A 21,110-nucleotide genomic window follows, 5' to 3' on the forward strand; every position below is an offset into this window, starting at 1 on the left:
CATCGTTTGCTCACTCACGACCGCCGATCGCGTCGACAGGCGCCTGTCGCAACGCGTACCGGGTGGCCACTCTGATCGCACCCCAGGAGAGCGCGACGGTGATCGCCACGATCGCGCTGAGCCCGGTAAGGGAGATGCTCGGAACGGGCGACTGCGTCAGTCCGAGGCTGATGCCGATCAGAGGTGGGATCGTTGCCAACGAACCGAACAGCAGTGCCGAAAAGACCACGAGCCTGGCCTCGCCGTTCATCATCGCGTGGAGCTGGTTCCGGCTGGCGCCGATGAGTTGCAGCATCGCGAACTCGCGAACCCGCGCCGTCGTGGCCATCACGAGAGTGTTCACCACGGCGATGGCGATGTAGCCGAGTAGTACCGTCTGGAACAGCAGGTTCAGCGCCCAGTCACCCGAGCCGCCGAGCCCCGGGGCGGCCAGGAACGTCTGCCGGTCCCCGACCTGAACCGTCGGGTAGCGTGCGACGACGCCACGCAGCGCGTCGGCGAGCGACTGCGGGTCGGTCCCGTCCACCGATCGGATCAGCACCGCGGCGTCCACCCGCGCGGTGGTGTGGGGCACGACGAGGTCGTTGGGCAGGACGACATCACCGAAACCCAGGCCGTTCTCGTAGATCGCCACCACCCGTGGCGCGACAAGCGTGCCGTCGCCGAGCCGGAGGTCGACAGTCCCGCCGACTCTCGCTCGGACGGTCTGCGCGGCGACTCTGCTCAGTGCCACCGCCTCGCCGTGCAGTTCCGCGATGTCGCCCTGGTCCACCGCGAGATCCATGGTTTCGGAGAGCCGTTCGGGCTCCACGCCCTGGGCGGCGAAGACCTTGGTCGCGGTGCTGTCCTCGGACGGGAAGGTCAACAGCACCTGCATCCGGGCCACCGGCGTCACCACTGCGACGCCGGGCACGCCGCGCACGGCATCCGCGACTCCGGGAGACACCCCGGCACCGGACGACGCGGTCAGCACGTGGTCGGCCCGCAGGCCGTCCTCGAGTTGGTGCTGCGCCCCCGCGATCGCCGTGGAGGCGCCGAACACCTGCACGGCGGCCAGGGTCACGCCCATGGCCAGCGGAATGGTCGCCGAACTGAACCGCTTCGAGTTGGTCCGCGCGTTGGCCTGGGCGAGGAACCCGCTGGCCGTGGACTGCCGGTTGAGGCGCGAGCCGAACAGCACGATGGCGCCCCGAAGCAGTTGGGGTCCAAGACATCCGAGCGCCACGACGAACACCAGGACCGCGCTCCCGGCCGTGTCGGCGGCCGAGTCGCCCGGTGACACGGCATTGCCGAACGTCAGCAGCAGCCCGAGCGGAATGAGGACGACGCCGATGATCAACCGAACCCAGCCGATCTTCGTGGGCTCGACCGTGGCGTCACCGAGAGCCTCGACCGGGCTGACCTTGGCCACCCGCCGCGCGACCAGCCAGCCGGCAAGCCGGGCGCTCGTCATGCACAACACCAGCGAGGCCAGGACGGGCAGCAACCCCACCCGCATCCGGAAGTCCGGGGGCATCACGCCCGCGAGGACGAACACGCCGCGCATGACGAATGCGAGCGCCACGCCGGGCACCGCGCCGACCACGGCGCCCACCGACGACACGACTGTCATCTCGGCGCCGATCATCCAGTGGATCTGCTGAGGTGTCGCGCCGATGGCACGTAGCAGGGCCAGTTCTCGTCTGCGCTGCCGCACCGACAGTGCGAGGGTGCTCGCCACCACGAACACCACGATCAGCACCATGGTGCCGCCGAACGACGCGGCCGTCTCCACCACCAGACTGCGGGCAGCGCCCACGTCCAGGAACTCCACGTCGCCGCGTCCCGTGCCGGTGTGCGCCAGCACGCCCGGTACGGCGGCCGTGATGCGCTCGGCCAACTGCTCCGGGGTGGCTCCGGGCGCCGCGAGCACGCCGACCGCGTCCACCCGGTCCGGACGGCCGGACAGCCTGGCCGCCTGATCGTCGGTGACGAACACGGCGGACTGCCGATCCAACCCGTTCCCCTGGATGGCGGCCGTGCCCACCACGCGATAGGACGATGGGATCGAGCCGACCACGAGGCGCACGGTCTCGTCGAGCGACACGCCGCCGCGCGCGGCGAGGTCGGCGTCGAGCACGACTTCGTCGGGCGCGGCGGGCGCCCGGCCGTCGCGGACCCGGAACGGCGCGAGCGCCGCGGCGGACCAGCCGTGCCCGAACACCGGGAAGCCGTCCGGGCCGGGCACCGTGTCGCCGTTGGAGGTCAGCACGCTGACCTCGACGTTGACGTCTCCGATCGCTGACCGAACACCGGGCACCGCGGCGACGGCGGCGACCTTGTCGACGGGCAGCGTGACGCGCTCGCTGTAGCGGACCTGGGAGGTCTCGTCCAGCCGGAACGACTGCTGACCGCCGAGAACCACAGCCGTCCCCGAGTAGCGCTCGGGGGCAACGCCGGTGCCGAGCCCGGACACCAGCAGGGTCCCGCAGGCGGTGATGACCGCCGAACCCGCGGCGATCGCGACGAAGGAGCCGACGAAGCCGCCCTTGCGCCCCTTGATCGTGCTCCACGCCAGCGACAGATCTCTGGGGTACGGCACCACGAGGCGGACCAGCCGCCGGATGCGGCGGATCACCATTCGCCCAGGTGCGTCATACGCGACGCGATCTGCTCCGTGTTGGGTCGGGTCAGCTGGCCCGCGATCCTGCCGTCGGCGAGGAACACAACCGAGTCGGCGAAGGAGGCGGCAACCGGGTCGTGGGTGACCATGAGCACCGTCTGCCCCATGTCGTCGACGATGTGTCGCAGCAGTTCCAGAACCTGCTTGCTGGACCGGGTGTCCAGCGCGCCGGTCGGCTCGTCCGCGACGACCACATCCGGGTGCGTGATCAGCGCGCGGGCCACCGCGACCCGCTGCTGCTGACCGCCGGAAAGCTCGTTCGGCCGCCGCTTGACCTGCTCGCCGAGGCCGACAGCGGTCAGCACTTCCCGCAGGAACGCCTGATCGGTCTTCCGGTCCGCCAGCCGCAGCGGCAGCGTGACGTTCTCCTCGACGGTCAACGCCCCGAGCAGGTTGTACGCCTGGAAGACGAACCCGATCCGGTCGCGTCGCAGCTCGGTCAGCTCGCGCTCCGACCGGCTGGAAAGCTCCGTGTCACCAAGCATGACCCGGCCCGACGTCGGCCGGTCCAGGCCGGCCGCGCAGTTCAGAAATGTGCTCTTGCCCGACCCGGACGGGCCCATGACGGCGGTGAAGGTGCCGCGCGGGAACGCGGCTGTCACCGCGTCGAGGGCCCGTACCGCGTTCCTCCCCGACCCGTACTCCTTCGACACCGACTCCAGGTACACCGCTGCCGGCGCCGCACGGGTCTGCAGGGAGCCGGCCGCGGCGGTCTCCGCGGGTGGGACGCGCCGGTCCGACGGCTCCCTGTTTGGTCTCATGCGTCCGATGCTAGGAACGGCGGCGGCCCTGGCCGATACCGCACGCCACCGGAAAAGGGGTACAGCTGGCGGTAGTGCCCCGGTGTTCCGCGGCCCTCGGCCCCTGGTAGGAACGGGGAATGGCGCGCAGCATCGCGAAGAACACCCGGGTCGACCGGGACACCCTGCTCGACTTCATCCGGCCTCGGCACCGTGTCGTGCTGATGACCACCCGGGCCGACGGCCGCCCGCAGTCCTCGCCGGTCTCCGCCGGCATCGACGGCGAGGGCCGGCTCGTCGTGTCCACCTATCCCGAGCGGGCGAAGGTGACAAACATTCGTCGTGACCCCCGAGTCTCGGCCTGCGTGCTCTCCGACGACTGGAACGGCCCGTGGGTGCAGCTCGACGGCACCGCCGAGGTGCTGGACCTGCCCGAGGCGCTGGAGCCGTTGGTGGAGTACTTCCGCAGCATCTCCGGCGAGCACCCGGACTGGGACGACTACCGGGCGGCCATGGTGCGCCAGGGCAAGTCGTTGATCCGGGTCACCATCGACGCCTGGGGTCCCATCGCCACCGGCGGCTTCCCGGCCCGCCTCGCCGACTGACGCCCCTTCTCGGTACGCGGCGGTGAGCGCCACCCCAGGTCCGGCGGCGCTCGATCAACCGAACGCGTCCGCACCCACCGGGTGGGTTGGCGTGCTGTAGAGCTGCCCCGGATATGGGGCGGACGACGAGGGTGGCGTGTCCGCCGCGTGCGGGTGCTGTGCTGCTCGCCGCGCGCTGTCCTTGTCCTCTGCGGGTTGCTCCCGCGTCTGCCCCATCTCTGGGGCAGCTCTACAGGGGGCGAGGGGAGGTAGGTTCCTCGGCCCCGACCGTCGGTTGCCGCGATGGTCAGTACGCGGCGGTGAAGCGCGCGTCGACGTACCGGGGCTGCTCGATCTCGTCCACGATCGCGACAGCCAGGTCCTCGTAGGTGAGCACCGACCGGCCCTGGTCGTCGGTGACGGGCTCGTCGGTGCCGGTGCGGTAGTGCCCGGTGCGCTCGCCCGGGTGGAACTCCAGTGGCGGCGGCGACACGTAGGTCCAGCTCACCCCGTCGGCGGCGGTGCGGTAGTAGTCCAGGGCGTCGGCCTGGCCCAGGGCCGCGTCCCGGTACTGCTCCGGGAAGTCCGGCTCGTCCAGGATGCGGGTGCCACGCGGGGTGAGCAGGGTCGAGCCGCCGCCCAGGTGGATGATCCGCGGCGGGGACGGCACCGACCGCAGCGTGGTGACCAGGTTCTCCGCCGCGTCGCGCCACAGCCCGCGCTCGCCGCCGCCGATCGCCACCACCAGCGCGTCCGCGTCCGGCGCCAACTCCCGGACACTGCGCTCGCTTGTGGCGTCGCCGGTGACGGTCCGTACCCCGGCCGGCAGGTACGAGGTGGCCTCCGGGCGGCGGACCGCGGCGATCACCCGGTGCCCTCGGTCGACCGCCTCGGCGGTGACCCGCGACCCGGCGGTGCCGCCCGCGCCAAACACGACAATGGTGCTCACCAGCTCAGGCTAGGGACCGGGTCGCCCACCCGTCGGCGGAACGGCGATCCCGGTCACCCGGCGAGGGCCGCGTAGACGAGCTGGCGCAGTTGGGAGCGCAGCGGGTACGTGCTCGACGGCATGAGCTGGGTGAACAGCAGCGCGGTGATCTCCTCCGCCGGGTCCACCCAGAAGGCCGTGCTGGCGACCCCACCCCAGTAGTACTCGCCGACGCTGCTCGGCACCCGGCTCGGGATCGGGTCCTCGACCACCGCGAAGCCGAGACCGAAGCCGATCCCGTCGAGGGTGGTCTCGGCGAAGCCGCCGGTGGACAGGGTGCCCAGATCCTGCCCGCCGGGCAGGTGGTTGCGGGTCATGAAACGCACCGTGCGCTGCCCGAGCAGGCGTACGCCGTCCAACTCGCCGCCGCGCAGCAGCATCTGGGTGAACCGGTGGTAGTCGGCGGCGCTGGAGATCAGGCCACCGCCGCCGGAGAGCAGGCCGGGCTTGTGGTGAGCGAGCGCGCCGAGCCGGTCGTAGCGGACCGCCCGCCCACTGCGCGGATCGGGCGCGTAGAGCGCGGCCAGCCGCTCGGCCTCGTCGCCCTCGACCCACCAGCGGGTGTCCGTCATGCCCAGCGGGCCGAAGATCTTCTCGGCGAAGAAGGCGTCCAGGGTCTGCCCGGAGACCACCTCGACCAGCCGGCCGAGCACGTCCGTGGCGACCGAGTAGCCCCACGCCGTGCCGGGCTGGAAGAGCAGGGGCAGCTCGCCGAAGGCCGCGCAGGCGCCGGCCAGGTCGACGTCCGCCGGCGGGTACAGGTCGTAGCCGGCCGCCCGGTAGAGCCCGTCGACCACCGAGGTCTGCATGAAGCCGTACGTCAGGCCGGCGGTGTGGGTGAGCAGATGCCAGACCCGGATCGGCTCGCCGGCCGGCACGGTGTACGGCTTGAGCGCCGAGCCCTTCGAGTAGACCCGCAGGTCGGCGAACTCGGGCAGCCAGCGGCTGATCTCGTCGGTCAGCTCGAAGCGGCCCTCCTCCCACAGCATCATGGCGGCGACCGAGGTGACCGGCTTGGTCATCGAGTAGATCCGCCAGAGCGTGTCGGCCCCGACCGGGGCGCCCGACTCGCGGTCGGCCAGGCCGTACGTCGAGGAGTGCGCCACCTCGCCGCCCCGGGTGACCACCACCTGCCAGCCCGCCAACCGGCCGTCGTCGACGTACCTGCCGAAGTGGTCGTCGATCCGCGCCAGCCGTGCCGGGTCGAAACCGATCTGATCCGGGTCCCTGTTCCGAGCCACACTCACGTCGCCGAACCTACTCGCCGGTACGCCACCACCGGAAGGGGGCCGCCTTCGACGGGCCGCCCCGAGGGCGTCGGTGGGCGGCACTAGCCTGGCCGGATGCCGGAGTTGACCGAGGACGTGACCTTCCGCCACGAGGACTGGTACGCCGAGGAGCTGACCGACCGCCAGTTCGTGGCGTGCGAGTTCTTCGACGTGGACCTGACCGAGGCGGTGACCCGTGGCGCGGTCTTCACCGGCTGCACGTTCGGTAACGTGCAGTTCAACGCGTCCCGGCACCTCGACTCGGCGTTCACCCGCTGTGTCTTCCGGCGGTGCAACTTCTTCGAGGCCGAGTTCACAGGCTGCAAGCTGGTCGGGAGCACCTTCGTCCAGTGCGAGCTTCGCCCGCTGCGGGTCGACGGCGGCGACTGGTCGTTCGTCGCGCTGCCCGGCGCGGACCTGCGCGCCGTCTGGCTGAGCGGCGTGCGGATGCGCGAGGCCGACCTGACCGGCGCCAACCTCACCGGCGCCACGGTGGCCGGCGTCGACCTCTCCGGTGCGCAGCTGCACAACTGCCGTCTGGGCGGTGCTGACCTGCGGCGCAGCGATCTCACGGCGCTGGACCCGACGTCTGTCGAACGGGCCGGCGCCATCGTCGACGCCGAGCAGGCTCTCGTCATCGCGCAGGCGCTCGGCTTCCGGATCGGCTGACACGGGCTCGCTCTCCGTCGATCTGCCACGAGACCGTCGGACGTCCCATACCGTCCCGATCCGGACTGGACAGGCCAGCCTGTCCCGATTTAGCGTGTCGACCACGCCGGTGCGAACCTGAGCGGCCCACAGTGGACGGTCGATCCGTCGCGTGCCGTGGCGGCCGGGCGGCGGAGTGGAGGGGTCGGTGGCGGACGAGGACCGTACGCGGGATGGTGCGCGGGCCGGAGACGAGCCGACCGGGCGACCCGCGTCGCACCGGCCGGGCTCCGTCGCCACCGGGCTGAACGGCCGCATGCTGCGCCGGCTCGCCCGTGCCCGGCAGCGGCGGCGCTGGGCGTTGGAGGGACTCGGCGCGCTCGTCTGCCTCGTGCTGCTCGTCGCGTACCTCGGCACACGGTCCGGCCCGGAATCGGCCGGTGGCCCGGTCGGTGGCGCGGGTGGCGTACCCGCCGGGGCCACTCGACCGACGGCCTTCCCGGCTGCCGACGGGCACGCCAGCGACGCCGGGCCGGCGCTGCCCGGCCTGCGCCCCCGGGAACGGCCGCCCTCGCCCGAACCGACCCCGTCGACGAGCACGCCCGCCCCGCCGCCGAAAAGGCCGGGCGCCTCGCTGCTGTCGGTGAGCCGTGCCGAGGTGCCCGCCGAGGTCGACCTCACCGCCGTGGGCGTTCGCGACTGGATGCACTGGGGCCTGCGCGGCGGCACCTCGACCGTCCGCAAGCGCTCCGGATCCGGCGAGATCGTCGACGGAGGTGGGAGGGGCAACCGGATCGGCTGGGATGGCAACCAGGAGGTCGTCCGCTGGTCCGACGGCACGCCCGAGCGGTTCGACAGTGGCAGTTCCCACGGTGTCTACACCTGTGGTGTGGGCAACGGGTTCACGCTGGCGGTCGTCGGCAGCGGGGCGCCGCGTACCGTCCAGCTCTACGCCGGGATCTGGATGGCCCGGGGTCGGCTGGACGCGCGCCTGTCCACCGGCGGGCCGGTCGGCACCGCACGCCTGGAGGACCCGTACACCAGCCAGAGCGCGGTGTTCACCATCCGGTTCGAGTTGCCGAAGAACGCCCGGCTGGTGCTGACCTGGACCGTCGAGAAGGTCTTCACCGAGCGCTGCGGCAACGTCGGGCTCCAGGCCGTCGCGCTGCGCTGAACCGGGCGGGGTGCGGGACAGTTTGTCCGTCGCCCTCGGTCGACAGCGACGTAACTTTCTGTGGTCCCCGTCTCACCTTCCACTGTGGAGGACCCGCAGATGAGCAGCAGTACCGCCCACCGCGTCCGTCCCGTCGTCTCCTCCGGTGCCGACGACCTGCCCGGCGAGGTGCTCCGCGACATTCCCCTGCCGCCGTACGTGACGGGCGAGGACGCCCAGTTCGCGGTGCGTGCGGTGGTGGTGCACGCACCGCGGCGCTGGTCCGGCGGTGTGGTCTGCCGCAACGACGCCAGCCCACACCCGTGCCGGCTGCACCGATGGGGCACCCAGGTGCTGGCGCTGCGCGGACTGCGCGCCGCCGAGATCGCCGCGCTCATCGAGCGCGGCGACCCCACGGCGGTGCCCCACACACCGGACCGTCCGGCCTGACCAGCCGTTCAGCAGGTGATCGGCTTGACCCAGGAACACTCGACGCCCTCCGGCGTACGCGGCGTCTCCGGCACCGCGGGCGGCGCGACCCGGGCCGCGCTCGCCGCGTCCTCCCGATGGCCGGCCAGCGCCACGGCGATCTGGTCCTCCAGCGGCTTGACCGACGCCGTCAGGTAGTTGTTCAGCAGGATGGAGAACGCCAGCAGGTGACCGTCCGCGCTGGTGACGTAGCCGGACAGCGCGGAGACGCCGGTGAGGCTGCCGGTCTTCGCGTGCACGTTGCCCGCCGCCGGGGTGCCGGCCATGCGGCTGCGCAGCGTGCCACCGACGAACCGTTCCGGCTGCCCGGCGATGGGCAGCGCCGCGTACCAGGTGGCGAACCAGGGCTCGGCCCGCACGGCGGCCAGGAGGTCGACGAACTCCGTCGCCGGCACCAGATTTCGGCGGGACAGTCCCGAGCCGTCGCGCTGGCGCAGCGTCTCGGTGTCCATTCCGGTGTCGGCGACGTACTCGCTTATCGCCGTGAGACCGGCGGACCAGGTGCCCGCGCCGGACAGCACCCGACCGATCTCCTTGGTCAGGACCTCGGCGTGCCCGTTGTTGGAGAGCTTGAGAAACGGCGTCATCAGCTCACCCAGGCTCATCGAGTCGTGCCGCGCCACCTGCTGGGCCGCCTCCGGGGTGGGCTCGCCGAGCACCGTCCGGCCGAGCACCCGTACGCCGTGCCGGCGTAGCGCCGCCCGGAAGACCTCTGCCGCGTAGCCGCTGGGCTCCCAGACGGTCACCCAGTCGCTGGCGGGCTCGTCGCCGACGGCGATCTGGCCGGTCACCACGATCGTGTTGCCACCGTGCTCGCGCTCGATGGAGATCGAGGTGTCGCCCTCGCTCACCGTCTCGGCGCGATTGTCGATGTGGACGTACCCGGTCGACGGCGTGGTGCTGACCACCGGCCTGGCGCCGGCCCGGTCGGCGGGCGCGGCGTGCACGATCACGGTGCCCGCGTCGTAGTCGGTGTCCGGTGCGACGGTGAGCGCGGAGACCTGCGCGGCGTAGTAGTAGGGCTCGTCGTCCCAGGTCCAGTCGGGGCCCAGCCGGGTGCGGTCGTAGCGGGTGTCGTCGGCTACCAGGTTGCCTGTGACGACCCGGACGCCGTCGGCGGCGACCTGCGCGGCGAGGGCGTCGTAGTCGGCCGCGAGCATGGTCGGGTCGCCGCCGCCGCGCAGGTAGAGGTTGCCGGAGAGCAGCCCGGCGCGGCGCTTGCCCGTGGTGTGGACGTCGGTGCTGAAGTGGTGCCCCGGGCCGAGCAACTCCAGGGCGGCGGTCGAGGTCAGCAGCTTGGTGTTGGACGCCGGGACCAGCCGCCGGTCGCCGTTGCGGTCGTAGAGGGTCTGCCCGGTGTTCGTGTCGACGACGACCACCGAGGTCTGCGCGCCGGCCAGCCGGCTGTCGGCGAGGATCGTGTCGATGGTGGCGTGCAGCCGGGTCGTCGCGGGGGTGGGCGACTCGGCGGTGGCGCCGGACGCGCCGACGGTGGCCGCGGTGACGGCCAGCGCGAGCAGCGCGGCAGCGTGCGGAAAGAGACGACGATGCATGCGCCGATGCTGTCACGGAGGTAATCGCCAGAAAAGAGCCTCGGTCGAAGGTTATTGCCGTCGGCGTCTACTTCGGTCCGCCGACCGACCTGTCGTGCCCACCCCAGTAGTGCCGCTGCGCGCCCATAACCAGCGGTGCCACCAACGCGGCGAGAGCCCCGCCGAGCAGCGGGAAGACGATGAACACCCAGAGTTGGCGGAGAGCGGTGCCACCCTGGAAGACAGCCGGCCCGAAGGCGCGGGCCGGGTTGACCGCCGCGCCGGTAAGCGTCACGCCGACCAGTTGGGTGGCGGCCAGGGCCAACCCGATGGCGACGCCCGCGACGCCCGGATTCTCGCTGCGGCTCGTCACGACCAGGACGACCAGGACGAAGAGGAAGGTCAGCACGATTTCCAGCACGGCGGCGCCGCCCCGGTTGATGTGCGCGCCGTACCCGTTCGAGCCCAGCGCCCCGGTCTGGTCCGCCACGTCACCCCAGCGGGTCAGCGCCCAGAGCAAAAAACCGGCCACTGTCGCGCCGACGAACTGGGCGACCCAGTAGGCCACCGCGCCGATCAGCGTGATCTTGCCGGACAGCAGCACGCCGAGCGTCACCGCCGGATTGACGTGACTGCCGGACAGGGGGCCGATCGTGTAGACGAGGGCCAGCATGACGAACCCGAAGGCCAGCGCGACGACCACCACGCCACCCTGGATCCGCGCGGCGACGGCCGCGCCCACGCCGAAGAACACCAGCAGCAGGGTGCCGAGGAACTCGGCGCCAGCACGACGAGCGTCATCCATTCACTCAGCGTAAGGATGATTCGGGCAAAACGGTGGGGGAATCCGGGTGTCGGTCGGCCCCTGTCCCCGCGCTCGACTGATCCGGCTCTATTTGACGGATCGCCTGGTGGCGGGCACCGTGGGAAGGGACGGGGCCCTTCAGCTGCCCCGATTCGATGCGACGGCGATGACCGTCCGTCCCTCCCGTCGCCTCCCACGCGCGCTCGTACGCGGGCCGACTGTCCGGTCCGCGCGCCAACCGACCGCGAGCCGAGAATCCACGAGGAGTTCCGCAAATGCTCACCATGACCGACAACGCCGTGCTCGTCATCCGTGACCTGGCCAACCAGCAGGACGTGGCCGAGGACGGTGGTGTCCGGATCGCCGCCGACGCCGACGCCGGATCGCTCACCGTGGAACTGGTGCCCGAGCCGGCGCAGGGCGACCACGTCGTCGACAACCAGGGCGCCCGGATCTTCCTCGACCCGGACGCCGCCGAGCTGCTGGGCGACGCCTCGGTGGACGCCACAGTCGACGACGAGGGAATCATCCAGTTCGGGTTCACCGAGCAGCAGTAGCCGGTAAGCAGCGTTTCCTGGGCGGTTCTCACTGCAACGCCTCCTGGGCGGTTCTCACCGCAACGCCTCCTGGGCGGTTCTCACCGCAACGCCTCCTGGGCGGTTCTCACCGCAGCGATCGCCCTCGCTGCGGCGGGCCCGACCGGGGGTTCCACCCGGGCCCGGTGGTGTCGTCCGGTCGGGACAGCGCGGCGAGCACGTGTGCCAGGTGGTGCGACGTGCTCCACGCCGTCCAGGTGGCGATCGACCCGGCGCCGGCGCCCCGGCGGGCGCGGCGCAGCAACTCGTGGTCGCCCCAGGAGAGGGCGGCCCCGGTGCTCGACCAGTGCGGCGCCGACACCAGTGTGCGACACAGGTCGGCGAAGCGGTCGTCCCCCCGGCCGCCCCGACGTGACCAGCGGTAGACCCACCAACAGTCGTCGGCGGTGTAGCGCACGGTGGGCATCCGGTCGCCGGGATCGCCGGAGTCCGACAGCGCCGGCCCGACACCGTAGTCGCCGTAGTCCACCCCGACGTCGGCCAGCCGCCGCCAGAGCTGCCAGTCCCAGCGGTCCAGCCGGACCGGCTCGTCCACGGGCAGCCGGGACAGCGTCGGCGGCATGCCGCCGGCCGCCACTGTCGCCGAGCGCCAGGCGTGGCGACGGGCCCAGTCCAGCAGCCGGCGTACCCGCGGTTCGGCCACCCGCACGTCCGCCGGGCAGCACACGTCGCCGGCGTCCACCAGCAGGTCGCATTCCTCCGGCGCGAGGCCGGTGAGTCGCCAGATCCGCTCGACGGCTGTCGTGTCCGCGTCCGGCCCCGCCCGGTCGTGCGCGGTGCGCAGCCGGACCAGCGCCCCCCGCGCGTACGCCCGGGTCGCCGTCCCGTGCGCGACCAGCCGCCGGTCACCCTCCGCGAGCCCGATGACGGGCATCAGCGGTACGCCCCACCCGGCCAGCTCAGTGTCGGGCGAGTCGGGCAGGGCGGTGACGTCGACGGCTGGCAGCAGACCGACCGGAAGCCGGCGCAGAGCATCAGTGGTGGAGCGATCGACGGCGCTGATCTCCAGGATCGGGGCGAGTAGCGGGGCGACGGCCGGGTCGAGGTGGTTCAACGCTTCCAGCTCGCCGCGTCGGCGGCTGGCGAGGATGGGGCGGTAGACAGGTTCCGCCGCCCGGCCCCCGGGGGCGGGCACCATACCTCAATGTAGTCAGGCATTCGCATACGTCCACAGGTTTCGGGTCGAAAATCCGCTGCCCGGCTGTCGGTTCGGCGACTGAAAAGAGCGCACGGCGCCGCTTCGACAGTGGTCGGAACGTCGCCGCGCTCTGGCCGTCTCCCACCACCGCAGCCGTTCGGCGGTACGCCGGCGGGGACCTGGCTCGACCGGCCGCTCGCGCCGGTCTGGGTTTGTCGATCCCCGCTCGGAGATAATCCAAACCTGCCGACCGTGGGGAATTCCACCATCTGCCAGTCCCGGCGTGACGCGCGAGCGAACGGGGTATGAGCAGGCCATGGAGCATTTCACTATCGCGACCGTCGCCGAGAAGAGCCCGGACTTCCGGCGGGTGCTGTGGACCGGCGAGCACACCCAGCTGGTGATCATGACCATTCCGCCGGGCGGGGAGATCGGCGAGGAGGTGCACGAGGGGATCGACCAGATCCTGACCTTCGTCAGCGGGACCGGCGAGGCCCGGGTCGCCGGGGCCACGAAGGAGGTCGTCGCGGGCGACCTGGTCGTCGTACCGTCCGGAACGAAGCACAACTTCGTCAACACCGGCCCGAACCCGCTGGTGCTCTACACCGTCTACGGCCCTCCCGAGCACGCCGACCAGGCCGTGCACCACACCAAGGAGGAGGCCGACAGGGCCGAGGAGGCCGGCGAGGACGAGCCGCCGACCGCGTGACGGCTGCGGTCTGATCCCGGCCGGAGCGGGTACGCCCCGCGGGTGCAGCAGCCGCCGATCTCCGACTACGGATTCCTGTCGGACTCCCGCTCCGGCGCGCTTGTCGGCAGGGACGGTTCGATCGACTGGTGGTGCCCGCAGCGGTTCGACAGCGCTTCGGTGTTCGGGCGGCTGCTCGACCCGAACGGGGGGCACTTCCGGTTGGCGCCGGTTGGCGCCGGAGGCCCCGGCTACCGGGTCGAGCGTGCGTACCGGCCGGACACGCTTGTGCTGCGCACGGTGCACCACACTCCGCAGGGCAGCGTGGCGGTGACGGACGCGCTCGCCGCCGAGATCGGCGCCCGCGCCCACGACCTGGGCAAGAACTCACCCGCCGTGCTCATCCGGGTGGTCGAGGGCCTGTCCGGGCGGGTCCGGATGGCGCTGGACTTCGCCCCCCGCCCGGAGGACGGGCTGCTCACGCCGTACCTGCACGAGCAGCCCGGCGGCGCGGTGCTGGCCGGCGCCGGCCCGGTGGTGCTGGTGCTGCGCGCCGGCGACCTGCCGCTGCGGGCCGGTCGGGACCGGGTGACCCACGAGTTCGAGATCTCCGCCGGCCAGGTCGTCGGGATGGACGTGGCGTTCGGGCAGACGTACGGGACGCCGCCCGTCCGGCTGGATCCGCTGGCCGCCCTCGCCGAGACGACGCGGGCGTGGGAGGCGTTCCGGGAGACGCACGGGTACTCCGGCCGCTACCCCGAGCTGGTGCGGCACAGCGCGACGGTGCTCGGCGGCCTCACGTACGCCCGGAGCGGGGCGGTGATCGCGGCCCTGACCACCTCGTTGCCGGAGCGGATCGGCGGCGATCGCAACTACGACTACCGCTACTCCTGGCTGCGGGACTTCTCGCTGACCATGCGCGCACTGTGGGTGGCGGCCTGCCCGGACGAGACGTCGCGGCTGTTCGCCTGGGTGGCCCGGTCGATCGGCCGGGTCGGTGACGAGCCGGTGCCTGTGGTCTTCGGCGTGGAGGGCGAACGCGACGTCTCCGAGCACCACTGCCATCACGTGCGCGGATACCACGACAGCCGGCCGGTGCGGATCGGCAACGACGCCTGGCGGCAGCGGCAGCTCGACGTGCCGGGTGAGGTGATGTCGGCGGTGTGGAGGCTGCGCGACTACCTCGGCACCCCGTTCGAGGAGGAGCTGCGGGAGATGGTGCTCGGACTGACCGAGCAGGTCGCCTCGACCTGGCATCTGCCGGACCGGGGCATGTGGGAGACCCGGGACGAGGAACGGCACTACCTCTCCTCGAAGGTTTCCTGCTGGTTGGCCATGGACCGCGCGGTGGGGCTCGCCGACCGGCTCGGTGATCGGGCCGACACGCGTCGCTGGGCCGGCGTACGCGACGAGATCCGCGCGGCGGTGCTGCGCGAGGGGTGGAACGACCGGATCGGCGCGTTCACCGGCGCGTTCGGCTCGGCGGAGCTGGACGCCTCGGTGCTGGCGCTACCGGTGGCGCACTTCCTGCCGGCCACCGATCCGCGTATGCGGTCGACGATCGCGGTGGTGGAGCGGGAGCTGGGCACGGACGACGGGCTGGTCCGGCGGTGGACGACCGACCCGGCCGGGTTCCTGCTGTGCTCGTTCTGGCTGGTGGAGTGCCTGGTGATGGCGGGTGAGCAGCACCGGGCCGAGGAGCTGTTCGAACGGGTGGTGGGCAACGCCAACGATGTGGGCCTGTTCAGCGAGCAGATCGACCTGACCAGCGGCGCGCAGCTCGGCAACACGCCGCAGGCGCTGTCGCACATCGGGCTGATCAACGCGGCCTGGCGGCTGACCGATCCGGAGAGCTTCTGACCGGCTCGCCCGGAAAGCCGGCGACTACCGCTCAGGCCAGCACGGGTACGCCGGAGACGTCGACCGTCTCCGGATACTTCAGCCCCGCGCCGGTGTTGAGCACCACCACCCGTTCCCCGGCGCGGATCCAGCCACCGGCGCGCAGCTGCCGCGCCGAGGTCAGGCAGGCCGCGCCCTCCGGGCAGAGCAGCAGACCCTCGTGGGCCGCGAAGTCGCGCAGGTCGGCCAGGATCTCGGCGTCGTCGACGGCGACCGCGGTGCCGGCGGACGCCCGCAGCGCGGCCAGGATCAGCTCGTCGCCCAACGGGGACGGCACGGTGATGCCGAACGCCACCGTGTGCGCGTCCTCCCACGGCCGGGCCCGGGACTCGCCGGCGGCGAAGGCCCGCACGATCGGAGCGCAGCCGGTCGACTGCACCGCCACCAGCCGGGGCAGTTTGTCGCCGACCCAGCCCAACTCGCGCATCTCGTGCAGCGCCTTGTGGATACCGATCAGGCCGACCCCGCCACCCGTCGGATAGATGATCACGTCGGGCACCTGCCAGCCGAGCTGCTCGACGATCTCGTACCCCATCGTCTTCTTGCCCTCCAGCCGGTAGGGCTCGCGCAGCGTGCCGGCGTCGAAGATCGCCCCATCGGACTCGGCGATCAGCTCGGCCACCCGGCGGCCCGCGTCGCTGATCAGTCCATCCACCAGGCGCAGGTCGGCTCCGGCGGCCACGCACTCGCGACGGCAGATGGTCGGCGCCGCCAGCGGCATCACGATCGTGGCGCCCATCCCGGCGCGCGCCGCGTACGTCGCCCATGCCGAACCGGCGTTGCCGTTGGTGGGCATCGCGATCCGCTCGACGCCCAACTCGTGAGCTCGACTCACGCCGACCGCCGCGCCGCGCGCCTTGAACGAGCCGGTCGGGATCAACCCCTCGTCCTTGACCATCAGGTCCGCGATGCCGATCTCCGCGCCGTACGACGGGGTGCGCAGCAGCGGCGTCCAGCCCTCACCGAGCGTGGTGACGTGCCGGGGATCGGCGACGGGCAGCAGTTCCCGGTACCGCCACAGGTCGGCCGGGCGCAGACCGAAACGCTCCGGGGTGACCGCCTTCGCCACCGCCGGCAGGTCGTAGCGGGCCAGCAGTGGCGAGCCGCACTCGCAGAGGTTCTGCAGCTTGTCGGCGGCGTACTCCAGGCCGCAGCGTGGGCAGTCCAGGTGGGTCAGGTACACGTCGCTCCTCGCCGTCAGGCCGCGTCGATGCTCAGCCACCGTCGGCTGCGCCGGCCCGGCTCGTAGACCGAGTCCAGCCGCTTGGCGACCACCCCGGGCAGCCCCTGCTCCCGCCCGGTGCGGAGGGCGTCGTTGCCGGCACCGGGAAACCACGGCGGAGTCTGCCAGTGCGTACCGGCCAACGCCAGTCCATCGAGCAGTTCCCGGCGTTGCGCGTACGGGACGTCGACGCTGCTCACGCCCTCCAACCACAGCAGGTCGACGAGCAGGTACGCCGCACCGGCCGGGACCCGGCCACCGCTGGCGGGGCGAGCGGGTCGCACCCGGCCGGAGCCGTCGACGCGGACCAGCACGCCGTCGAGCACCGCCTCGGTGGGTGCGAGCGCCTCGGCCAGCGCGCGCAACCACGGGTAACCGCCGGTGATCTCCTGGTCGGTCTCGGAGAGCAACCGCAACCTCCCGCCGGAGACGTACGCCATCGCCCGAACCCCGTCCCAGCGCAGCTCGTACCCCCACGCGTCGTGGTCGCGGGGCAGCCCGGCGGCGGGCGTGGTGTGCATCGGGCGGATCAGCTCGGGCATCGGCGTCCAACCCGGCGGCGGGGGATCGGTGCGGCGGATCATCCAGTCCCGGCCACCGGTGGCGAACAGCGCGTAGCGGCCGGCGGTGCGGTCACCGGAGAGCGTCACGATGACCTCGTCGTCGCGCCACTTCTCGCAGCGGAACGTGCCCCGGTCGTGGATGACCATCCGACCGCCCCCGTACTCGCCGGCGGGGATCTCGCCGGAGAAGTCCAGGTACTCCATCGGGTGATCTTCGGTGTGGACAGCGAGGTGGTTGCGGCCCGGGTCGCGGGGCAGACCTCGGGGCACCGCCCAGGACGCGAGCACGCCCTCGTGCTCCAACCGCAGGTCCCAGTGCAGGCTGCGCGCGTGGTGCTGCTGGATGACGAAGCGCCCGGCGCTCTCGTCGGACCCCGTCGTCGTGGGGCCGCGCTCCGGCACGGGCTCGGGCGTGCGGGCCGCGTCGCGCCGACGCCGGTACTCCTCCAGCCGGTCCGTCACACCGGCATTCTCCGGCAAACCGACCCATTGCGCTGACCACCGGAGTGTCCGGTTCGCTCGGCGTCCGGGGGCGCGGCGGGGTAGAACGGACCTCATGGACCTCAGCGACCAGCCCACCGCCCTGCTCCCGGGTGACGTGCGGATGCCCCTGCTCGGCTTCGGCACCTGGCAGGCCACCGGCCAGGCGGGTTACGACGCGGTGCTGGCCGCGCTCGACACCGGCTACCGCCACCTCGACACCGCCACGGTGTACGGCAACGAGCGGGAGGTCGGCCGGGCGGTCCAGGAGAGCGGGCTGCGTCGCGAGGACGTCTTCATCACCACCAAGCTCCCGCCGGACCGGACGGGCCGGGAGCGCGAGACGTTGCAGGCCAGCCTGGAGGCGCTCGGCGTCGACCAGGTGGACCTCTGGTTGATCCACTGGCCGCCGTCGTCGCCGGCGGACAGCATTCCGCTGTGGCGTGAGTTGCTGGCCGCCCGGGACGAGAACCTGACCCGCGCCGTCGGGGTCAGCAACTACAGCACGGGCGAGATCGACGAGTTGATCCAGTCGACGGAGGAGAACCCGGCGGTCAACCAGATCCGGTGGAGCCCCGCGCTGTACGACAGGCAGCGGCACGCCGAGCACCGGGACCGGGGCGTGGTGCTGGAGGGGTACAGCCCGTTCAAGACCAGCGACCTCAGCGATCCGGTGCTGACCAGGATCGCGGCGGCGCACGGCGTCTCACCGGCGCAGGTGGTGCTGCGGTGGCACATCGACCACGAGATCGTGGTGATTCCGAAGTCGGTGACGCCGGAGCGGATCAGCGCCAACTTCGACGTCTTCCACTTCTCGTTGACGGCGGAGGAGATGCGCGACATCGACGCGCTCGGCGACGCCTGAACGGCGGATTCCTTCACAGCGCGCCCGGCAGGTGAAGGCTATCGACATCGACGCTCATGACGGTATAGCGTGCCGTCATCACGTACGTCGATGCGTGTGAAGCCCTCGCCGCTGGAGGACCGCCATGGCCCGATCCCCGTCCGTCCGTCTGCGCCGCCGTGGGGTGCTCGGCATCCCCGCCCTGGTGGCCGCCGCGCTTACCACAGTCGCCGTCCGACCGGCCCCGGCGAGCGCCGCACCGAAGGCCGAGTGCCTGGCCGACCTGTTGCAGGACTCCTGATATGGCGACCATCGGATGGCTCGTGGACGTGCTGCGCGGCGCCGGGGTCCAGGTCGTCGTCGAGGGCGACTGGCTCAACCGGATGCGGCCCGGCTCGTTCGACCCGATCGGGGTGCTCTGGCACCACACCGCCTCGACCTCCAGCGCCAGCAACCCGCACCCGGCGCTCGGCATCTGTATCAACGGCCGCTCCGACCTGGCCGGCCCGCTCTGTCAGGCGCTCGTCGACTACAACGGCGTCTTCCACGTCATCTCCGCCGGCCGCTGCAACCACGCCGGGGTCAGCGGCGGCAGCGGCCCCATCCCCGCCGGAGACGGCAACACCCTCATGATCGGGTGGGAGATCGACTACAACGGTGTCGACCAGCAGATGACCACCGCGCAGTACAACGCGTCGATCGCCGCCACCGCCGCCGTACTCACCCGGCTCGGCCGGGACAGCAGCTACGCCCGGGGGCACCGGGAAACCAGCACCACCGGCAAGATCGACCCGTCCTTCATCGACCTGAACGTGATGCGCGCGGACGTGGCGGCGAAGATGGCCGGCGGCGGCACGGCCTGGTCGTCGACTGTGGACAACACGACCTCGGGCCGGTTCACCGCCAGCGCGAACTGGGGCGTCTCGACGTTCTCCAGCCAGCGGTACGGCGCCGACTACCGCTACGCCGACCCGGTCGCCGCCAGCGACCCCGCCTGGTACCGGTTCAACGTGCCGGCGACCGGCAACTACCGGGTCGAGGCCTGGTGGCCGACGAACAGCGGCTACAACAGCGCCACGCCGTACATCGTCGCCACCACCACCGGCAACAAGACGGTGTACGTGGACCAGCGGGTCACCGGCGGGCAGTGGCGGGTCCTGGGTACCTTCGCGCTGCCGGCGGGGGACGCCAACCGGGTGGCGGTGAGCCGCTGGAGCAACGCCACCGGCCTGGTGATCGCCGACGCCGTACGCCTCACCCGGATCTGATCCGAAGGGCGCCGGTCGCCGACGGAAGGGAGGTGCGCTGTCCACCCGGCAGCGCACCTCCCTTCCGGCGTCGAGGGCTTTCCTCTGGCCCGGCGGGGTTGGCACCTAGCGGACGTGCACCTTGCTGCCAGCGCCCGACCGGTGACTTCCGCGCCGGCCGCGGCCATCCTTGTCCTACCGGGCTGAACGAGCACGGCGAAGACAAGGCCAAGGAGTGCAGATGCGGCAGGCGTCAACAGTGGCCACGGCGACGAACCAGGGAGTGCTGTCGATGGCCGCCCGTTCGTCGGCGCTCGGGCCGACCGCCGCCGGCTCCGCGGCTCCTGCGATCGACGGGGGAAGTGAGTGGGGATGAGTGCGCCTGTTCAAGGCCGAGCTGAGGCCGGCCGAACCCGTCGGTGTCGCGATCGCACCGGAACAGGTCAGTGATCTGATCTGGACTCACGCCGATCCTGGCGACCAACTGGAGTATCTGCGGGTGCGGGTCTTCGACGACCACGCGACAGTCGTCCTCTTTCTCCGCACCACCGGTGGGCAGTGCCCACTCCTGACGGCCGTTGGTCTCCTCGAACGGACGCTTACCGCCCCCGCACTGCGGGGCTGGGAGATTCGACAGTAAGTGAATTGGCCTGACTCGACGACGTTTCGACAAACGTCGCCGCGCTGAACCGTGCCCACCAAAACCGCTTTAAGGAGTGGAATGTTCGGAAAGACAATCGCCATGCGTCGTGCCGTCACCGGATTGCTCGGTGTCACCCTCGCCACCATCGCCGCGGTGGCCAGCGCCCCCAGCACGGCAATGGCCGCGCCGCCCACGCCCGTCTTCAGTTCCGCCATCGACGGCTACGCCTCCTACCAGGGCCAGGAGATCTGCGACCCGACCAACAAGCCCGGGGTGGTCGACTTCAAGGACCTGCTGAAGTCGACCTACGGCGACCGCGACTGGGGCATCTCCCGGGACTGCGACGCGGGCGACACGAGCGAACACAAGGAGGGCCGGGCGCTCGACTACGGCTTCGACGTGAACGACAGCGCCGAGCGGGCCCAGGCCGACGACTTGATCAACTGGCTGCTCGCCACCGACCAGTACGGCAACAAGCACGCCATGGCCCGCCGACTCGGCATCATGTACATCATCTGGAACAAGCAGCAGTGGCGGGCCTACGATCCGTCCGCCGGCTGGCAGCCCTACACCGGAGAGATCCCGCACACCGACCACATCCACTTCAGCTTCAGCTGGTCGGGTGCGAACAAGCGCACCTCGTGGTGGTCCGCCAACCCGGTCGGCCCAGGCTCGGAGGACGTGCCGATCTCGGGTGACTGGGATGGCGACGGCGTCGAGACCGTCGGCGTCTTCCGGCCGAGCAACTCGACGTTCTACCTTCGCAACATCAACGGCGGGGACGCCACGTCCATCTTCAAATTCGGTCACGGCCCCTCGGGCGACATCCCGGTCTCCGGTGACTGGGACAACGACGGCAAGGACACCGTGGGTGTGTTCCGGCCGGGCACGTCGACCTTCTACCTGACGAACGGCACCACC

General features: G+C 71.6%; 21 protein-coding genes and 1 pseudogene. 13 read left to right on the top strand and 9 right to left on the bottom strand.

The window, feature by feature from the left end; genetic code table 11:
• Positions 1-10 precede the first annotated feature (10 nt).
• Together ACGFIE_RS13075 and ACGFIE_RS13080 are read right to left on the bottom strand one after the other, a co-directional pair.
• A complete protein-coding gene (locus ACGFIE_RS13075) occupies positions 11-2,620 on the bottom strand; it encodes an ABC transporter permease (protein ID WP_393294116.1) in 2,610 nt (869 codons plus the stop codon).
• Positions 2,614-3,423, bottom strand: a complete 810-nt coding sequence (locus tag ACGFIE_RS13080) for an ABC transporter ATP-binding protein (protein ID WP_393294118.1) — start codon at positions 3,421-3,423, stop codon at positions 2,614-2,616. The genes ACGFIE_RS13075 and ACGFIE_RS13080 overlap by 7 nt, the downstream gene beginning before the upstream one ends.
• Before the next feature lie 119 nt (positions 3,424-3,542).
• Here ACGFIE_RS13080 and ACGFIE_RS13085 point away from each other — a divergent pair, with 119 nt between their 5' ends.
• A complete protein-coding gene (locus ACGFIE_RS13085; protein WP_393294120.1) occupies positions 3,543-4,007 on the top strand; it encodes a PPOX class F420-dependent oxidoreductase in 465 nt (154 codons plus the stop codon).
• A gap of 286 nt (positions 4,008-4,293) precedes the next feature.
• On the opposite strand, the gene ACGFIE_RS13090 is transcribed toward ACGFIE_RS13085, so the two are convergent.
• Both ACGFIE_RS13090 and ACGFIE_RS13095 read right to left on the bottom strand, forming a co-directional pair.
• The gene (locus ACGFIE_RS13090; RefSeq protein WP_393294122.1) at positions 4,294-4,935 is read right to left on the bottom strand and encodes an NAD(P)-dependent oxidoreductase; all 642 of its coding nucleotides are present in this window, start codon (positions 4,933-4,935) and stop codon (positions 4,294-4,296) included.
• A 53-nt stretch (positions 4,936-4,988) separates the two neighbouring features.
• Positions 4,989-6,221, bottom strand: coding sequence for a serine hydrolase domain-containing protein (locus ACGFIE_RS13095; protein ID WP_393294124.1), 1,233 nt, complete (start codon positions 6,219-6,221; stop codon positions 4,989-4,991).
• Positions 6,222-6,317: 96 nt separating this feature from the next.
• Here ACGFIE_RS13095 and ACGFIE_RS13100 point away from each other — a divergent pair, with 96 nt between their 5' ends.
• The 3 genes from ACGFIE_RS13100 (at position 6,318) to ACGFIE_RS13110 (ending at position 8,493) form a co-directional block, all read left to right on the top strand.
• Positions 6,318-6,911 carry a pentapeptide repeat-containing protein gene (locus ACGFIE_RS13100; protein ID WP_363678984.1) on the top strand — a complete coding sequence of 198 codons (594 nt, stop codon included), beginning with the start codon at positions 6,318-6,320 and terminating at the stop codon, positions 6,909-6,911.
• 187 nt (positions 6,912-7,098) lie between these two features.
• Positions 7,099-8,064, top strand: coding sequence for a hypothetical protein (locus ACGFIE_RS13105; protein ID WP_393294126.1), 966 nt, complete (start codon positions 7,099-7,101; stop codon positions 8,062-8,064).
• A 99-nt stretch (positions 8,065-8,163) separates the two neighbouring features.
• On the top strand, positions 8,164-8,493 hold the full coding sequence (locus ACGFIE_RS13110; RefSeq protein ID WP_393294128.1) for a hypothetical protein: 330 nt from the start codon (positions 8,164-8,166) through the stop codon (positions 8,491-8,493).
• An 8-nt stretch (positions 8,494-8,501) separates the two neighbouring features.
• On the opposite strand, the gene dacB is transcribed toward ACGFIE_RS13110, so the two are convergent.
• On the bottom strand, positions 8,502-10,085 hold the full coding sequence (dacB, locus tag ACGFIE_RS13115; RefSeq protein ID WP_393294130.1) for a D-alanyl-D-alanine carboxypeptidase/D-alanyl-D-alanine-endopeptidase: 1,584 nt from the start codon (positions 10,083-10,085) through the stop codon (positions 8,502-8,504).
• A gap of 67 nt (positions 10,086-10,152) precedes the next feature.
• A complete protein-coding gene (locus ACGFIE_RS13120) occupies positions 10,153-10,869 on the bottom strand; it encodes an aquaporin (RefSeq protein ID WP_363678992.1) in 717 nt (238 codons plus the stop codon).
• A 275-nt stretch (positions 10,870-11,144) separates the two neighbouring features.
• Here ACGFIE_RS13120 and ACGFIE_RS13125 point away from each other — a divergent pair, with 275 nt between their 5' ends.
• Entirely contained in the window at positions 11,145-11,426 is a 282-nt protein-coding gene (locus ACGFIE_RS13125) for an adhesin (RefSeq protein ID WP_363678994.1), read from the top strand.
• 106 nt (positions 11,427-11,532) lie between these two features.
• On the opposite strand, the gene ACGFIE_RS13130 is transcribed toward ACGFIE_RS13125, so the two are convergent.
• Positions 11,533-12,603 carry a hypothetical protein gene (locus ACGFIE_RS13130; protein WP_393294133.1) on the bottom strand — a complete coding sequence of 357 codons (1,071 nt, stop codon included), beginning with the start codon at positions 12,601-12,603 and terminating at the stop codon, positions 11,533-11,535.
• Positions 12,604-12,919: 316 nt separating this feature from the next.
• Here ACGFIE_RS13130 and ACGFIE_RS13135 point away from each other — a divergent pair, with 316 nt between their 5' ends.
• Both ACGFIE_RS13135 and ACGFIE_RS13140 read left to right on the top strand, forming a co-directional pair.
• Positions 12,920-13,312: a cupin domain-containing protein gene (locus tag ACGFIE_RS13135; protein ID WP_363678998.1), complete on the top strand. Its 393-nt coding sequence runs from the start codon at positions 12,920-12,922 to the stop codon at positions 13,310-13,312.
• Between the two features lie 42 nt (positions 13,313-13,354).
• Positions 13,355-15,151, top strand: coding sequence for a glycoside hydrolase family 15 protein (locus tag ACGFIE_RS13140; RefSeq protein WP_393294135.1), 1,797 nt, complete (start codon positions 13,355-13,357; stop codon positions 15,149-15,151).
• A 31-nt stretch (positions 15,152-15,182) separates the two neighbouring features.
• On the opposite strand, the gene ACGFIE_RS13145 is transcribed toward ACGFIE_RS13140, so the two are convergent.
• Both ACGFIE_RS13145 and ACGFIE_RS13150 read right to left on the bottom strand, forming a co-directional pair.
• The gene (locus ACGFIE_RS13145; protein WP_393294137.1) at positions 15,183-16,373 is read right to left on the bottom strand and encodes a threonine synthase; all 1,191 of its coding nucleotides are present in this window, start codon (positions 16,371-16,373) and stop codon (positions 15,183-15,185) included.
• A gap of 14 nt (positions 16,374-16,387) precedes the next feature.
• Positions 16,388-17,437 (bottom strand): DNA polymerase ligase N-terminal domain-containing protein, encoded by a 1,050-nt coding sequence (locus ACGFIE_RS13150; protein WP_393294139.1) that lies wholly within the window; start codon positions 17,435-17,437, stop codon positions 16,388-16,390.
• A 94-nt stretch (positions 17,438-17,531) separates the two neighbouring features.
• On the opposite strand from ACGFIE_RS13150, the gene ACGFIE_RS13155 reads away from it, so the two are divergent.
• The 6 genes and pseudogenes from ACGFIE_RS13155 to ACGFIE_RS13180 form a co-directional block, all read left to right on the top strand.
• A complete protein-coding gene (locus tag ACGFIE_RS13155) occupies positions 17,532-18,320 on the top strand; it encodes an aldo/keto reductase (RefSeq protein ID WP_363679004.1) in 789 nt (262 codons plus the stop codon).
• Positions 18,321-18,444: 124 nt separating this feature from the next.
• The gene (locus ACGFIE_RS13160; protein WP_358160927.1) at positions 18,445-18,600 is read left to right on the top strand and encodes a hypothetical protein; all 156 of its coding nucleotides are present in this window, start codon (positions 18,445-18,447) and stop codon (positions 18,598-18,600) included.
• A 1-nt stretch (position 18,601) separates the two neighbouring features.
• Positions 18,602-19,567, top strand: a complete 966-nt coding sequence (locus tag ACGFIE_RS13165; protein ID WP_393294142.1) for an N-acetylmuramoyl-L-alanine amidase — start codon at positions 18,602-18,604, stop codon at positions 19,565-19,567.
• A gap of 220 nt (positions 19,568-19,787) precedes the next feature.
• Positions 19,788-19,922, top strand: coding sequence for a hypothetical protein (locus ACGFIE_RS13170; protein ID WP_363679010.1), 135 nt, complete (start codon positions 19,788-19,790; stop codon positions 19,920-19,922).
• Positions 19,923-20,186, top strand: coding sequence for a hypothetical protein (locus ACGFIE_RS13175; protein WP_363679012.1), 264 nt, complete (start codon positions 19,923-19,925; stop codon positions 20,184-20,186).
• A gap of 81 nt (positions 20,187-20,267) precedes the next feature.
• A pseudogene (locus ACGFIE_RS13180) lies at positions 20,268-21,110 on the top strand (hypothetical protein); the annotation flags it as partial.

It is taken from the genome of Micromonospora sp. NPDC049275, from assembly GCF_043197115.1.
GTDB lineage: Bacteria > Actinomycetota > Actinomycetes > Mycobacteriales > Micromonosporaceae > Micromonospora.